The sequence below is a fragment of the Rahnella sp. ATs2 genome, from assembly GCF_051851855.1.
Lineage (GTDB): Bacteria > Pseudomonadota > Gammaproteobacteria > Enterobacterales > Enterobacteriaceae > Rahnella > Rahnella variigena.
On the sequence record NZ_JBLYPL010000011.1, the window covers coordinates 43,992 to 60,035 of the forward strand.

Annotated in this window: 13 protein-coding genes; 7 read left to right on the forward strand and 6 right to left on the reverse strand. The window is 52.0% G+C overall.

What is annotated here, in order from left to right:
* Positions 1-46: 46 nt before the first annotated feature.
* A complete protein-coding gene (locus tag ACJY2G_RS13685; RefSeq protein WP_439291827.1) occupies positions 47-1,990 on the forward strand; it encodes an exoribonuclease II in 1,944 nt (647 codons plus the stop codon).
* Positions 1,991-2,225: 235 nt separating this feature from the next.
* Here ACJY2G_RS13685 and cbl read toward each other — a convergent pair whose 3' ends face one another.
* Together cbl and ACJY2G_RS13695 are read right to left on the reverse strand one after the other, a co-directional pair.
* Positions 2,226-3,179 (reverse strand): HTH-type transcriptional regulator Cbl, encoded by a 954-nt coding sequence (cbl, locus tag ACJY2G_RS13690; RefSeq protein ID WP_120162544.1) that lies wholly within the window; start codon positions 3,177-3,179, stop codon positions 2,226-2,228.
* Positions 3,180-3,351: 172 nt separating this feature from the next.
* A complete protein-coding gene (locus tag ACJY2G_RS13695) occupies positions 3,352-4,296 on the reverse strand; it encodes a 2-hydroxyacid dehydrogenase (RefSeq protein WP_439291828.1) in 945 nt (314 codons plus the stop codon).
* A gap of 214 nt (positions 4,297-4,510) precedes the next feature.
* On the opposite strand from ACJY2G_RS13695, the gene glgX reads away from it, so the two are divergent.
* The gene (gene glgX / locus ACJY2G_RS13700) at positions 4,511-6,793 is read left to right on the forward strand and encodes a glycogen debranching protein GlgX (RefSeq protein ID WP_120162542.1); all 2,283 of its coding nucleotides are present in this window, start codon (positions 4,511-4,513) and stop codon (positions 6,791-6,793) included.
* Positions 6,794-6,810: 17 nt separating this feature from the next.
* Here the strand turns inward: glgX and ACJY2G_RS13705 are convergent, their stop codons facing one another.
* Entirely contained in the window at positions 6,811-7,425 is a 615-nt protein-coding gene (locus ACJY2G_RS13705; RefSeq protein WP_439291829.1) for an FMN-dependent NADH-azoreductase, read from the reverse strand.
* 124 nt (positions 7,426-7,549) lie between these two features.
* Here ACJY2G_RS13705 and ACJY2G_RS13710 point away from each other — a divergent pair, with 124 nt between their 5' ends.
* Positions 7,550-8,452: a LysR substrate-binding domain-containing protein gene (locus ACJY2G_RS13710; RefSeq protein ID WP_439291830.1), complete on the forward strand. Its 903-nt coding sequence runs from the start codon at positions 7,550-7,552 to the stop codon at positions 8,450-8,452.
* Between the two features lie 22 nt (positions 8,453-8,474).
* On the opposite strand, the gene apbE is transcribed toward ACJY2G_RS13710, so the two are convergent.
* Both apbE and smrA read right to left on the reverse strand, forming a co-directional pair.
* A complete protein-coding gene (gene apbE / locus ACJY2G_RS13715) occupies positions 8,475-9,524 on the reverse strand; it encodes an FAD:protein FMN transferase ApbE (protein ID WP_439291831.1) in 1,050 nt (349 codons plus the stop codon).
* Between the two features lie 112 nt (positions 9,525-9,636).
* Positions 9,637-10,203, reverse strand: coding sequence for a DNA endonuclease SmrA (smrA, locus tag ACJY2G_RS13720; RefSeq protein WP_112288683.1), 567 nt, complete (start codon positions 10,201-10,203; stop codon positions 9,637-9,639).
* A gap of 213 nt (positions 10,204-10,416) precedes the next feature.
* On the opposite strand from smrA, the gene ACJY2G_RS13725 reads away from it, so the two are divergent.
* Both ACJY2G_RS13725 and ACJY2G_RS13730 read left to right on the forward strand, forming a co-directional pair.
* Entirely contained in the window at positions 10,417-11,244 is an 828-nt protein-coding gene (locus ACJY2G_RS13725; protein WP_439291832.1) for a mannosyl-3-phosphoglycerate phosphatase-related protein, read from the forward strand.
* A gap of 107 nt (positions 11,245-11,351) precedes the next feature.
* Entirely contained in the window at positions 11,352-12,572 is a 1,221-nt protein-coding gene (locus ACJY2G_RS13730) for a glycosyl transferase (RefSeq protein ID WP_439291833.1), read from the forward strand.
* 78 nt (positions 12,573-12,650) lie between these two features.
* On the opposite strand, the gene ACJY2G_RS13735 is transcribed toward ACJY2G_RS13730, so the two are convergent.
* Positions 12,651-13,676 (reverse strand): TerC/Alx family metal homeostasis membrane protein, encoded by a 1,026-nt coding sequence (locus ACJY2G_RS13735; protein WP_430320210.1) that lies wholly within the window; start codon positions 13,674-13,676, stop codon positions 12,651-12,653.
* A 431-nt stretch (positions 13,677-14,107) separates the two neighbouring features.
* Here ACJY2G_RS13735 and ACJY2G_RS13740 point away from each other — a divergent pair, with 431 nt between their 5' ends.
* Both ACJY2G_RS13740 and uspE read left to right on the forward strand, forming a co-directional pair.
* Positions 14,108-14,863, forward strand: coding sequence for an FNR family transcription factor (locus tag ACJY2G_RS13740; protein WP_013575564.1), 756 nt, complete (start codon positions 14,108-14,110; stop codon positions 14,861-14,863).
* A gap of 155 nt (positions 14,864-15,018) precedes the next feature.
* Positions 15,019-15,978 carry a universal stress protein UspE gene (uspE, locus tag ACJY2G_RS13745; RefSeq protein ID WP_112288687.1) on the forward strand — a complete coding sequence of 320 codons (960 nt, stop codon included), beginning with the start codon at positions 15,019-15,021 and terminating at the stop codon, positions 15,976-15,978.
* The last annotated feature ends 66 nt before the right edge of the window (positions 15,979-16,044 follow it).

Consider the following 16,044-nt stretch of genomic DNA (forward strand, 5'->3'; position numbering starts at 1 on the left):
GTCTGCCGCTAATCGAGCCACATTAACCCCCAATTCTCTGGACGATATGTTTCAAGATAACCCGCTGCTCGCGCAGCTAAAACAGCAACTTCACTCTCAGACTCCACGTGTCGAAGGCATCGTGAAAGGCACTGAGAAAGGCTTTGGCTTTCTTGAAGTAGACGGTCAAAAAAGCTATTTCATTCCGCCTCCGTACATGAAAAAAGTCATGCACGGGGATCGCGTCATTGCCTCCCTGCAAACTGAGAAAGAGCGTGAAATCGTCCAGCCGGAAACGCTGGTTGAGCCGTTCCTCAGCCGTTTTGTAGGCCGCGTGACCAAGAAAGACGACCGTCTTTCCATTATCCCGGACCATCCTTTATTACGTGATTCCATTCAGTGCCGTGTTGCCCGCAATATCAATCATGAAGTGAGCGACGGCGACTGGTGTGTGGCTGAAATGCGCCGCCATCCGCTGAAAGAAGGCGATCACAGCTTCCAGGCTGAAATCACCGAATGGATCACTACCGGCACCGACGATCTCGCCCCGTGGTGGGTAACGCTGGCACGTCATAATCTCGAACGTGAAGCGCCAAAATCTGACATCGCTGAACTGCGCGATGAAGGCCTGACCCGCGAAGATCTGACTGCCCTGCCATTCGTCACCATCGACAGCGGCAGCACGCAGGACATGGATGACGCGCTGTATGTGAAAGACAACGGCGACGGCACCCTGCAAATGACTATCGCGATTGCTGACCCGACGGCTTACGTCAGTGAAGGCAGCGATCTCGACAATATTGCCAAAAAACGCGCATTCACTAACTATCTGCCGGGCTTCAACATCCCGATGCTGCCGCGTGAATTGTCTGATGATATCTGTTCCCTGTGGCCGGACGTCAGCCGTCCGGTTCTGGCGTGCTCTGTGACGCTGGGCACCGATGGCGCACTGGGCAGTGATATTCGCTTCTTCGCCGCGACCATCGAATCCAAAGCCAAACTGGCTTACGACGATGTGTCTGACTGGCTTGAAGCGGATGAGAAAAGCGAATGGCAACCGGCCAGCGATGTCATTGCTTCTCAGATCCGTCTGCTGAAACGCGTCTGTGACGTGCGCAGCGCATGGCGCACCGAGCACGCGCTGGTATTCAAAGATCGTCCTGATTACCGCTTCGTGTTAGGTGAGAAAGGCAACGTGCTGGAAATCGTCGCTGAACATCGTCGTATCGCTAACCGCATCGTGGAAGAATCGATGATTGCCGCCAACGTCTGTGCGGCTATCGCCCTGCGTGACAGCCTCGGTTTCGGCGTTTACAACGTGCATACCGGTTTTGATCCGCTGCTGGTAGAAAACGCAGTGACCGTGTTGCAGGCCAACGACGTAGTAGCTAATGCTGAAGAACTGCTGACACTGCCAGGTTTCTGCGCATTGCGCCGTAAACTGGATGCGCTGCCAACGCAGTTCCTCGACAGCCGTATCCGTCGTTTCCAGACTTTTGCAGAAATCAGCACCACCCCTGGGCCGCATTACGGTCTGGGTCTGGAAGCTTACGCCACCTGGACATCGCCAATCCGTAAATACGGCGACATGGTGAACCACCGTCTGCTGAAAGCGATGATCCTGCAACAGTCTGCTGAGAAACCTCAGGACGAGATGACTGTTCAGCTGGCAGAACGCCGCCGTGCCAACCGCATGGCCGAGCGCGATGTTGGTGACTGGCTGTATGCGCGTTATCTGGAAGATAAAGTCGGCACTGACGTTAAATTCAGCGCTGAAATCATCGATGTCACCCGCGGCGGTCTGCGAGTGCGTCTGCAAGATATCGGCGCCGTGGCATTCATCCCTGCTCCGTTCCTGCACAGTGTGCGCGACGAACTGGTATGCAGCGCTGATACCGGCACCGTGCTGATCAAAGGCGAAGTGGCCTACCGTCAGAGCGACATCATTGATGTGAACATTGCGGAAGTTCGCATGGAAAATCGCAATGTAATTGCTAAACCGGCGGTGTAAATTTCGCGTTTAGCGAAGGTAAAAAACCGGTCTCAGGACCGGTTTTTTTATGCCCAAAAGAGGCATTGCTGAGAAAGTGCTCTGTCAACTCCCTCCCCTGCGAAGGGGAGGGTTGGGGTGGGGTATTACTGACAAATCAAACAGTTGAAGTATGCTTTGGCATTAATTTCGTTTGCTATACCCCCTCTCAACCTCCCCCTTCGCAGGGGGAGGAGCGAAAAGCCAGCCCGTTCTCTCAGATCTGATAGTCAATTACCGGTTCTCCCCCCGTCGTAAACACCTTCTCTTTAATCTCATTCACCGACAGTCCCGGATTACACAATTCAATAAACCGCCAGACGTAGTTACGTTGCAATTGCGATTTTTTCAGCCCCAGCCAGACGGTGTTCGCTTCGAACAAATGCTCGGCGTTAATCAGCTGAAGGCCAGTATCACGGGCAGCTTCGAACGCTTTATCCGCCAGGATCCCCACACCCAGCCCTAACTCGACGTAGGTTTTAATCACATCGGAATCCTGAGCGCTGAGCACGATGTCGGCGGTGAGCGCGGCGCGGCTGAACGCTTCATCGAGACGCGAGCGGCCGGTGATCCCCTGACGATAAGTGATTAACGGCTGTTCGCTGAGATGCTGCAATGTCACCGGGTGCTGCAACGTCAGCGGATGCCCTTGCGGAACCACTATCGCGTGATGCCAGCGGTAATAGGGAAACGCCGCCACAGCCGGGTCGTTCATCAGTTTTTCACTGGCGATGGCCACATCCGCCTGCCCGCTCAGCAGCATCGCGAGGACTTCCTGTGGCGAGCCCTGATGTAATTCCAGACGAACGCCGGGATAAATCGCGCGGAACGCTTTGATGACTTTCGGCAGGCTGTAACGCGCCTGGGTATGTGTCGTGGCAATAGTCAGAACGCCAGCGTCCTCTTTCGAGAAAACATCGGCCAGACGGCGAATGTTCTGGGCTTCGTTGAGGATCCTTTCGGCAACAGCCAGCAACTCTTTACCGGGCTCCGTCAGCCCCAGCAAACGCTTACCACGACGGATAAATATCTCAACGCCCAGCTCATCCTCCAGCTCGCGGATATGGCGGCTGACCCCTGACTGTGAAGTGAATAACATGTTCGAGACTTCAGTCAGGTTGTAATTGCATCGCGCTGATTCCCGTATAATTTTGAGTTGTTGAAAGTTCACCGCTGTCTGCCTCTTGCTTGCCAAAACCCTATTGTTACGATCTGTTGCTATGCCAGACAAATAAGAAAAAGCTGTGTCTTATGCTTTTTCTGACTAACGGAGGGATGACACTCGAAAAAAAACGCCGTCAGGCGGCGTTTATTTCAGGGTGCAGGCGAGCGGTGATAACGTGCTATTCCGGCACCGGGGTCATGACCGGTTTGTCGCTAAAATGCGCTGTGAGATTAGATAATACCAGCGTCATCATGTTTTCCACGGATTCTGGCGAACGGCCTGCCACGTGTGGCGTGATGACCAGGTTATCCAGTGTCAGCATTTGTGCAGGTACCTTTGGCTCGCCATCAACCACGTCCAGCGCCGCGCCGGCAATTTCACGATTCTGGAGACTGGCGATCAGCGCCCCGCTGTCCACCACGCTGCCGCGGGCAATGTTAATCACAAATCCGTCCGGCCCCAGCGCGCGAAGCACCTCCGCATCCACCAGCCTGACCGTATCTTTGCCACCCGGCGTGGCGACCACCAGATAATCGGCCCATTGCGCCAGTCCAGTGATATCCGGGAAATAACGGTATGGCGTGTCCTGCAGAGGACGACGGTTATGATAAGCAATTTCCATATCAAACCCGCCCGCAGCGCGGCGTGCAATAAGACTGCCGATGTTGCCCATGCCGATAATCCCTAAACGCTTACCCGCCATTCCCGGCGTATTCCAGCGCGCTTTTTTCCATTCTCCGCCACGCACCGCCGCATCAAATTGCGGGATTTTACGGGTGATCGCCAGCATCAGCGCCAGCGTGTGATCGCTCACGGAAGAATTATTGGTTCCCGGACCATGCGTGACATAAATACTGCGCTGTTTCGCTGCAACCACATCAATATGTTCATACCCGACACCTTGCGCACAAATGATTTCCAGATTGGGCAGGTTATCCATTTCTGCCGCGCTTAAACCGATACTGCCGATAGTCAGCACCGCGCGGATCTGCTGCGCTATTTGCGGGTCCAGCGAGGCACGTTGTTCCGGGGTCGTCGCAAAATAAAGAGTAAAACCGGCCGCTTCGAACCGGTCAGGATAGCCAGCATCAAGATCGACATGGCTGAGTAACGCGATGGTCATGGGGATTCCTCGGGAGAAAGTCAGACAATAACTAGCAGGCTAGCCTTTTCGTTCTCACTATCATTGAAGCCCGGCGCCTTGTACAGCTTTTCGACGGTTAACGGGAGAAGTTCCAAACTCCGGTCTACACTCGTTGTTGTCGTTTGTGCATGCGCAGATGGCCCTCTTTCGGCAATTTTTTGTCAGATTTCCCTGAAACGGAGTGACGTCGAGTATGACAAAGGCCCGGTCCAGCAAGACAAGTAAACCTACCGCCACAAAGGAAGAAGTTCGCACAGTTCCTTCACATGCTCAGGTTGATATCGCCGTGGATGAACTCGGCGTAAGGATTATCCATCCCTACAGTGACGGCGAAATTGTTCGCAGTTTCGATTCCGGACATACCACCCGCGTACGTGAAGGATTGCCCGTACCGCTGGGAGCGACATGGGACGGACTGGGTGTGAATTTCGCCCTTTTCTCGGCTAATGCCACCAAAGTCGAGCTGTGTCTTTTCAATGAAGACGGCGAACAGTACGACGTGATTGAGCTGCCGGAATATACCGATGAGGTCTGGCATGGTTATCTGCCCGATGCCCGTCCCGGTCTGCTTTATGCCTATCGCGTGCATGGCCCGTATGCGCCCCATGACGGACACCGGTTTAATCCCGCCAAACTGCTGCTCGACCCGTATGCTAAACAGATTGTCGGTGAGCTGAAATGGGACGATGCGCTGTTCGCCTATGATATGCAGAGCCCGAAAAAAGACCTGCACATTGATAACCGCGACAGCGCGGAGTTTCTGCCCAAGTGTCGTGTAATCGACCCGGCGTTCTCCTGGGCACGCTCGCGTAAAAGACACATTCCGTGGGAAAAAACGCTGATCTACGAAACGCATGTTCGCGGTTATACCATGCGCCATCCGGCGGTTCCCGAACATCTGCGCGGAACATTTTCCGGCATGAGTACCCCGCACATTGTGGAATACATCCGCTCGCTGGGCGTAACGTCAGTCGAGCTGATGCCCATTCATGCATTCACTGATGACCGGCATTTGCAGGACAAAGGACTGCATAATTTCTGGGGTTACAACACGCTGAGTTTCTTTGCGCCGCATCCGCAATATATGGCGACGCACACCGTAAACGAATTCAAGCAGATGATTGCCACCCTGCACGCCGCCAATATCGAGGTGATACTGGATGTGGTGTATAACCACACGGCGGAAGGTAACGAACTCGGACCGACACTCTCATTTAAAGGCATTGATAACGCCAGCTATTACCGCCTGATGCCGGACAATAAACGTTATTACATTAACGATACCGGCACCGGAAACACCCTCAATCTCAGCCATCCACGTGTGCTGCAAATGGTTACCGATTCATTGCGTTACTGGGCGACAGAAATGCAGGTCGATGGTTTCCGCTTTGACCTGGCAACCATTCTCGGGCGTGAAAGTTACGGTTTCGACGAAGGTTGCGGTTTTCTCGATACCTGCCGTCAGGATCCGATCTTAAGCCAGTGCAAACTGATTGCTGAGCCCTGGGATTGTGGCCCCGGCGGTTATCAGGTGGGCGGCTTCCCGCCGGGCTGGATGGAATGGAACGACCGTTTCCGCGATACGGTGCGCAAATTCTGGCGAGGTGATGAAGGCCAGCTGGCGCAGTTCGCCACACGGCTTTCCGGTTCAGCGGATTTGTTCAATCACCGTGGCCGCAAGCCCTACGCTTCTGTGAATTTTATTACCGCGCACGACGGTTTTACACTCAATGACTGGGTTTCGTATGCCAGCAAACACAACGAAGCCAACGGCGAGAATGGTAAGGACGGCAGCGATAACAACATCTCGGCCAACTACGGTGTGGAAGGCCCGAGTGATGATCCGGCCATCAATGAACTCCGGTTGCGGCAGATGCGCAATATGCTGGCGACACTGCTGCTTTCACAAGGTACGCCGATGCTGCTGGCCGGTGATGAGTTTGCGCGGTCGCAGAATGGCAATAACAATGCCTATTGTCAGGACACTGAGATTGCGTGGATTAACTGGAATATCGAAGAAAAAGGTCAGGCGTTACTGCTGTTCACTTACCGGCTGATTGCATTGCGTAAGCGCTTCCCTATTTTACATCGCGGGCGCTTTCTCACCGGTGCGGTTCACGAGAAGCTGGGCGTGAAAGATGTCAGCTGGTTCCAGCCACAGGGGCCGGAAATGACCGATGCAGCCTGGAAAGATCCGCACGCCAAATGCATTGCAATGCTGCTTGACGGTCGCGCACAACCGACTGGTTTACTGCGTCAGGGTTCGTTAAGTACGGTCCTGCTGTTGTTTAACGCCTCACACAAAGACGTGGTGTTCACGCTGCCTTCCGTTGCACACGGCGAAAGCTGGCGGCATATTTTCGACACCTTCCAGCCGGATGACGTTAACGAACATAATTTCGAATTCGGCCGCGAGTATATCTGCACATCCCGCACCGTGGTGCTTTTCGAACTGATAAGTACCTCGAAACACTAAAATCGGGCAGCGCTGTTTCAGTTACCGAGGATCTGAAGCAGCGTTTCTCTTCCCTCTGCCAGCCCTTTCTCACGTCCAATTGCCTGACGGCTCACACCTTCAGCACGAATAATATGGCAATCCGCTACGCCCATCAGTTCCAGAATCGACGCCAGATACGGCTCCTGAAAATCATGCGGAAGTGTTTCCGGTGTGCTGTAAACGCCACCGCGACTTGAGGCAACAAAAGCCGTTTTGCCTGGGATCAGCCCGACCACACCCTGCGGGGTATAACGGAACGTTTTGCCTTTCTGACAGACCTGATCCAGCCACGCTTTCAGGTTGCTCGCAATCGAGTGGTTATACATCGGAGCGCCAATCACCAGTACGTCGCAGGCGACAAGTTCTTCGATTGACTGATAAATCCCGTCGAGTTCGGCCTGCAACTCTGGCGTGATCGTCACATCCTGCGCGTTGTGTAGCAGGCTCATGGCACCGGCTGAAAGGTGCGGCGGTGGCGCAGTACCGAGATCGCGATAGGTTACGCTGGCGTCCGGATGACGTGAACAAAGTTCCGAGACAATCATCGCCGAGAGTTCACGGGAAACGGACTCGTTAATAAACGGGCTTGAATCGATATGTAATATTTTCATTTTTAAATCCTGTTGGCAGATGTTCTGCGGAATGAACACAGGATAATCGTTGTTGATATGGCGTGAAATATCTAATATGGCAACATATCGTTGCCATTTTGCAACGATGAATATGAGAAGGCAGATGAACGATAATCTCAATGATATGGCGCTGTTTGCCGCCGTCGTACAGCATCAGGGATTCACCGCCGCGGCGCGGGCGCTGGGCGTTTCAAAATCCCTGCTCAGCCGCCGGATTGACGCACTGGAAACCCGTCTCGGGGTCCGGCTGCTGCAACGCACATCCCGCCATTTTTCCGTGACCAGTGTCGGCGAGTGCTACGCCATCGAATGCCAGAAACTGCTGCAACAGGCGCAAACGGCACAACAGGTGATTGACGATTTACAGCAAAATCCCAGCGGATTGTTGCGGGTTTGCACGCCGGTAATGATGGCGGAAATGGTCGTGGCTCCGCTGATGACCGAGTTTCTGACACGTTATCCGGCTATCACGCTGGAACTTCTGGCTATTAACCGCAGCGTGGATCTACTCGAGGAAAATTTTGATGTGACGATACATTCGCACAGCGAACCTCTGGAAGATTCCGGGTTGTACCGCAAACCGCTCGGGACGCTGAAATATGTGCTGGTTGCCAGTCCGGCGTTTGTTGCGGCATTACCTGCGCCGCCTTCTGTGGATCAACTGAGTTATCTGCCAACGCTGGTGCGCAAAACACCGTGGGCCGGATCACAGTGGGAACTGGCTCATCCGCAGGAAGGCACGCGAAAGGTGTCGTTAACCCCCCGCATGATCAGCAATAATTTACTGGTTTTACGTCAGGCGGCGGTGGACGGCATGGGCATCGCGCTGTTGCCGGAAATGGCCTGCAAAAAGAGTCTGAACAAAGGCAAATTAATGCCTCTGCTACCTGACTGGCAAACGCAGCCGTCTTCCATTTCTGCGTTGTATGCCAGTCATAAAGGCCAGTCGCCCGCGCTGAGGGTGTTTCTGGATTTCCTCTCAGAAAAACTTCACGGGGCGCTGTAGTCTGCGGATTCATTACGCGGAATTATTCCGGGTCTTTGAGATAGGCTTTGAACTGCGGCGACATATAACTTTTGAACGTGTCACCTTCTTTGGTGATCAGATACACGGCCAGATGCTGTTTTTCCGCCAGCGCCAACGCTTTATGCGTGCCCAGCACCATCAGTCCGGTATCCCATCCATCGGCTTCCAGCGCGGTAGGCGCAATCACCGTCGCGGATACAAGCTTGTGCGTGATCGGCGAACCCGTGGCGGGATCAATAATGTGTGAAAGGCGTTTGCCATCCAGTTCGTAATAATTGCGATAGCTGCCGGACGTGCTGATACCCATGCCCTGCAAATCGACAATCGCCTGCACGGCCGTTTCTTTGTCCGTTGGTTTCTGAATCGCCACCTGCCACGGATTGCCCTTTGCATTATGTCCGCGAGACACCACCGCACCGCCCACAGACACCAGATAATTACTGATGCCATTGCCTTCAATCAGACGCGCCAGATGATCCGTGGCGTAACCCTCGCCGACCGTTGAGAGATCCACGTACATCCCCGGCAAATCTTTTTGCAGATACTGTCCGTCGCTTTGCTGGATCACTTTCAGATGCTGTAATCCGGTCAGTTTACGTGCGGCGGCAATCTGATCCGGCGTCGGCGTTTTGACCGGTTGTTTGTCCGGTCCGAAGCCCCAAAGATTGACCAGCGGGCCAACGGTGATATCCATCGCGCCGCCGGTCAGCATTCCGATGCGCATAGACGTAACAATCGCATCGGCCATGCCTGCGCTGATGGGTTGCGGCACGCTGCCCTGATACTGATTAAAGCGCGAAAGCACCGAGTCTTCTTTGTAAGTCGAAAGCTGGTGATCATCTTCTTTAAGCTGCGCCTCGATTTGTTCGCGCAGCGCGGCTTCACGACTTTTATCCACACCCGCCAGACTGACGCGGTAAAACGTCCCCATGGTCTTACCTTCAATCACCATCGTCTTGCCCTGTTCAGCCGCTTTGCGGTCACAGGCAGATAAAAGAGTGACGCCGCAAAGCAACAGCGCGCAGCGCAAATAAATCGGTTTCAGGAACATGCAAATAACTCAATTAAGTGCCCGTTACCGGGCATGGAAAAGTGTCAGGACAGTAAGGGATAGCGCTTAAACCACGCGGCAACAAACGTTGACTTGGCCGGATCCGCGAGTATCAGCGGCTGCGTTTGGCGTGGCGTTCCCAGTTTTCCTGTTTCGCCTGCGCGGATTTTTTCAACGCGACATAACAGGCACCGGCACCGCCATCTTTTTGGATGGCCACACAGAACGCCTGAACATCATCAAGCTGTTTCAGCCATTTGGCGAGATAACTGCGCACAATGTTGGCATGACTTTCATCATCACGGCCACGACCGTGGATGATCAGCAAAGTACGCAGATTTTCGGCCTGTGCCTGGCAGAAGAACGTAAATAGCTCCTGACGACACTGTTCAACGGGTTTGCGCAGCAGATTCAGGCTGGCTTCCAGCGGGTATTTTCCCTGACGAAGTTTGTCGAGAACGCCCTGCTGAACACCGTCATGCTTATACCCGAGCGGTTCGTCGCACGGCTGGATATTCAGAAAGCCAGTGGTCAGCGGATTTTCACGTTTTTCCGTTACCTCTTCGCTGCTGACCTTCTGTCCGGTCGTTGAGTTTTTGAGGTAGACCACCCGTTTATCCGACGCCAGTGGCTGAACTCCGGCCATTTCCTGACTGAATAAATCATCATCTTCGCTCATCTGCTTACCTCTTTCTCAGCGGTGGGACTGCTGCAAATTATCCCTGTAAACCTCCTGCGGGTAAAGCTGTCAGCAAACGAGCCTGCGGCGGTAAAAAATCCTGAAATGGCGGCGCGGTCAATAAAACTCATTTTTCTATCTATACTTAGCTGCTGGGACAAAACTAAATCGTTAAAGATTTGCGTCTGTTACCGGCTGAATTGAGGAGAAAAGATGCCTTACCTTGACGATCCCTTGATTATTTTTACTGACCTTGATGGCTCCCTGCTCGATCATCATGATTACAGCTGGCAACCGGCCCAACCCTGGCTGGATAAACTTTCGGCGGCAAAAATTCCGCTTATTCTGACGACCAGTAAAACGTCTGCTGAAGTCGCGACATTGCAGTCAGCTTTGCACCTGACGCACCAGCCTTTTATCGCTGAAAATGGCGCGATGATCCATCTGCCGCCGGACTGGCGAACCGCGGATGAAGTCCCGTTTTATATCAATGGCGCGGGCTACAGCGAAATCCGCCAGACGCTGGTCGAATTGCGTCAGCGTTACGATTTTGAGTTTCGCGGTTTTGGTGATGTCACGCCAAAACAAGTCGCCGTCTGGACGGGTTTATCGGAGCAGGAAGCTGAGCTCGCCATGCAGCGCGTGGCGTCCGAACCGCTGGTCTGGTTTGGGAATGATCTGGATTTTGCGCATCTGAAAAAATGCCTGGCCCGCGAAGGTCTGGCACTCACCCGTGGCGGACGGTTCTGGCATGTCATGGCAGCCGGTGCAGGTAAAGGTCAGGCTGTGCAGTGGTTGTCTGATCGCTATCAGCAAAAACGCGGGCAAGCGGTTATCAGCATCGGTCTTGGCGATGGCCCGAATGATTTATCCATGCTGGAGGTGGTGAATTATGCGGTGGTGGTTAAAGGTCATCATGACCATGAAATGCCGCTGCATCGTTACGATATCTCAGGAGTTTTTCGTACCAGTGAATTTGGACCTCATGGCTGGAGTCAGGGGCTGAGTCATTTTATCCCCCTCATTAAAGGGCAAATTTGAAGAGGTAATGGCCTTTATTAATAAATTGTTTTCACATTGTTTATCGTTCTGTATTTACAGAGAAGACTTCCAATAATTTTATCAATTCTAAAATTGGAGAATACCGTATGAGCGATTTTTATCAGGATGGAGTCATTACCAATTTTCATAATCTGACTAACCGCAAAGTCGAAGAACTGGAATACGATTTGCAGGTTTTTTCAGGCCGCCGTTCAATGGGATTAATATTACCGTCACTTTTTTCAGAACTTGAAGGTCCGGCGCTGACCCGCATTGTGGATGAGCTGACCAAAGTCCCGTATCTGGAAGAGATTGTTATTGGGTTAGATCGCGCTGATCGCGATCAGTTTTTATTTGCGCGTGAATTTTTCTCCCGCCTTCCGCAGCGCCACCGAATTTTATGGAATGATGGCCCGCGCCTCAAAGCGCTGGATGAAGGGCTGAAAAAAGAAAATCTTTCACCGAATGAGCCGGGCAAAGGCCGCAACGTGTGGTTCTGTGCCGGTTATACGCTGGCATCGCGGCGCACGTCGGTGGTCGGACTGCATGATTGTGACATTGTCACTTACAGCCGCGATATGCTGGCCCGTCTGATGTATCCGGTGGCGAATCCCAACTTCCATTACGATTTCTGTAAAGGGTATTACGCGCGCGTCGCCGACGGAAAATTCAATGGCCGCGTGGGACGTCTTCTGGTCTTCCCGCTGCTGAAATCGCTGCAAATTGTTTACGGCCACTCTGACTTTCTGGAATACCTGCGTACCTTCCGCTATCCGCTTTCCGGCGAATTTGCGATGCGCACGGACATTCTGAATGACCTGCGTATCCCGAGCGACTGGGGTCTGGAGATTGGCGTGCTTTCAGAACTTCATCGAAATACGGCGACCAAGCGTATTTGTCAGGTCGATATCGCCGATACCTACGATCATAAGCACCAGCCGATGTCCGAAGATGATGCGACAAACGGGCTGCAACGCATGAGTATCGATATCACCAAGGCGCTTTACCGCAAGATGGCGATCCTTGGAGTGAATATCACCAGCGAATCTTTCCGTATCCTCAAAGCCACCTACTATCGCAATGCGCTGGATATGATTGACGGGTTTGAGAATGACGCAAAAATGAACGGATTATCGTTTGACCGTCACAGCGAAGAATCTGCTGTAGAACTGTTTTCAGGCGCGATTATGGAAGCCGGTCAGGCATTTGTGGATACGCCGAGCGAAAAACCCTTTATCCCGAGCTGGAGCCGCGTACAGTCTGCCTTCCCGGATATGCTGGATCGCATTCACGAAGCGGTGGAAAAAGATAACGAGGGTGATGTGTAGCGCCGGTAATTTCTCTCTCCGCACAAAGCAAAAACGCTGCATCCGCAGCGTTTTTTTATACCTTAACGTCAGCTCACGCTATGCGGCTTCTTTTTTGCCGGGAAACAACAAGCTGGCAATAATGCCCAGCGCAAGAACACCCAGCACCACGTAGAGGCTGGCTAAAGCGCTTATTTCAACCCCGTGATGCCACAGATGATTACTGGAATTCAGTGCCAGTTTCGCCGCCACAAAGAACAGCAGGAAAATCACTGATTTCTCAAGATGCACCAGATATTTACGCAATGCTTCAAGCACGAAATACATCGTACGCAAACCGAGTACGGCAAACATCATGGCGGAATAAACAATCAGCGGTTCGCGGCTGACGGCGATAACCGCAGGCACGCTGTCGAACGCAAACATCAGGTCAGAAATCTCAACCACGGCAATACACAACAGCAACGGCGTCGCGTAACGCACGCCCTTTTTCACCGTAAAACTGAAGCCCTGATTTTCAGGCTTTGCCAGCTCAGCTTCGACCTGTTCACTGCTGACCAGAAAATGCGGGCCGACCAGTTTTGGAAACACCGGGAAGAAACGGCGAACCAGCCGGTTGGCGATATGATCTGAGTAATCATCATTATCTTCGTCATCATTTCCCGCACGCATCATCAGGATCGCTGTCCAGAGGATCACCACGGCAAACACCATTTCGACCCAGGGTCCGAGCGCCAGCAAACTGGTGCCGATCACCACGAAAATCCCACGGAACACGATTGCGCCAATCACGCCCCAGTACAAAATCCGGTGACGATAACCGTCAGGCACTTTGAACCAGGCGAAAATCGCCATAATCACAAACAGGTTATCGATGGAAAGCACCTGCTCCAGCGCATACCCGGTGAGGAAAAGACTCGCGACTTCTTTGCCATGATGGACATATAAAAACGCGGCAAAACTCAGGGAAACGGCAATCCAGAACAGTGTCCATAAAGAGGCACTTTTCAGGCCAATCGGCTTGTGACTGCGGTGCGCAAAGATGTCAGTTAACAACGCGGCGACCGCCACGACGACAAAAACAATGGTTGTTTCCAGCGGAAAACCCAGGGAATCGGACTGCATGACACCTTTCCTAAAAGTAAACGAATGCTAAACGAAGGGAGCATTGTAAGCGGTTGTGAGGAGAATGGGTATCAAAGTCGATCCGCTTCAGTGTTTATGCCATAATCCTCTGCCGCATATTTCAGGATTCATCAGGGCTAAAATAAAGCAAAACGGGCGAAAAAATTCATTCTTAGCCTGCTATAAATTGATTTAAAGCCTTTATTTTCTCCGCACTAAATATTCCCCCCATCAATAAATTGATCCTGATTTAAAGCTCATTGATTCTCAGTTCGGCTTAATTGCATGTGAAGATCAATTTTTTATTTAAAAAAAACCTTTTAAAATCGGGGTTTTTTAACATTTCGCTCTTTTCGCTCCTTTAAGCTACTTATCACTCGGCGTAAAAGATGTTAAAATTGACCCATATCAATATTGCCAGAGTGACTCTTATGATCCCGGAAAAGCGTATTATTCGACGTATCCAATCTGGTGGCTGTGCGATCCATTGTCAGGACTGTAGCATTAGCCAGCTTTGTATTCCTTTCACGCTTAATGAGCATGAACTTGATCAGCTCGATAACATTATCGAAAGGAAAAAGCCGATCCAAAAAGGTCAGGCATTGTTTAAAGCCGGTGATGAATTGAAATCCCTGTATGCCATTCGTTCCGGGACTATCAAAAGCTACACCATTACCGAGCAAGGTGACGAGCAAATTACCGGTTTCCATCTGGCAGGCGATTTAGTCGGCTTCGATGCTATCGGTGGCTTGCAGCATCCGAGCTTTGCTCAGGCGCTGGAAACCTCAATGGTTTGCGAAATTCCTTTCGAAACCCTGGACGATTTGTCCGGTAAAATGCCGAATCTGCGTCAGCAAATGATGCGTCTGATGAGCGGTGAGATTAAAGGTGACCAGGATATGATCCTGTTGCTTTCGAAGAAAAATGCCGAAGAACGTCTGGCGGCATTTATCTATAACCTCTCCCGCCGCTTCGCTCAGCGTGGTTTCTCTCAGCGCGAATTCCGCCTGACGATGACACGTGGCGATATCGGTAACTACCTCGGTCTGACTGTAGAAACCATCAGCCGCCTGCTCGGCCGTTTCCAGAAATCAGAAATGCTGAGTGTTAAAGGTAAATACATCACGATTGAGAATCATGAAATGCTTTCTCAGTTAGCCGGTCAGTCCGCGCCGGTCTCTGCCTGATCTGTCAGGCTCCCGCCTGACAATTATTGCGTCGGATCATCAAGGAATAATTTGTTGATCCGACTCAATTTCTCCGCTATCCGATTGCTTAATCTTGGTTTACTCTGTACTTAATACACTGACCGCCGTTCTCTTACAGGTGTTAAGGAGTCCCCATGGCTAAGTATCAGAATTTACTCGTTGCTATCGACCCCAATCAGGATGACCAACCCGCGCTTCGTCGTGCCGTTTATCTGGTGCAACGTAACGGCGGCAGCATCAAAGCCTTTTTGTCGATTTATGATTTCTCCTATGAAATGACCACCATGCTTTCGCCAGATGAGCGAATCGGTATGCGGCAAAGCGTAATCAGTGAACGGGAAGAATGGATTAAAGAACAGTGTCGCTACTATGTCGAAGCGGGTATTCCGATCGACGTTAAAGTGGTCTGGCACAACAAACCTTTCGAAGCCATCATTCAGGAAGTGATTGCCGGTAATCATGATTTACTGTTGAAAATGGCCCACCAACATGACCGTCTTGAATCTGTCATTTTCACGCCTACGGACTGGAATTTACTGCGCAAGTGCCCTTGCCCGGTCTGGATGGTCAAAGACCAGCCGTGGCCTGAAAGCGGTAAAGCCGTTGTCGCCGTTAACCTTTCCAGTGAAGAACCCTATCACGACCCGCTCAATATCAAACTGGTGAAAGAAACCATCGAGCTGGCCTCACACGTTAATCAGACGGAAGTCCATCTGGTCGGCGCGTATCCGGTCACGCCGATTAATATTGCCATCGAACTTCCTGACTTTGACCCAAGCGTCTATAACGATGCTATCCGCGGTCAGCATCTGATTGCGATGAAAGCATTGCGACAGAAATTCCAGCTTGACGAAAAATTCACACACGTGGAAAAAGGCTTACCGGAAGAAGTCATTCCTGACCTTGCAGAGCATTTGCAGGCAGGTGTGGTTGTTCTCGGTGCGATTGGCCGTACCGGTCTTTCTGCGGCGTTTTTAGGCAACACCACGGAACAGGTGATCGATCATCTGAAATGCGATTTGCTGGCCATCAAACCGGATGATTTTGAATGTCCGCTGACATTCGATGACGAAGAAGAGGATGACGACGAGTAATCTGTGAGAATACTGTCTGAGAATAATCGCTGAATCGCGCACAAAAGAAAGGCCAGTCAACTGACT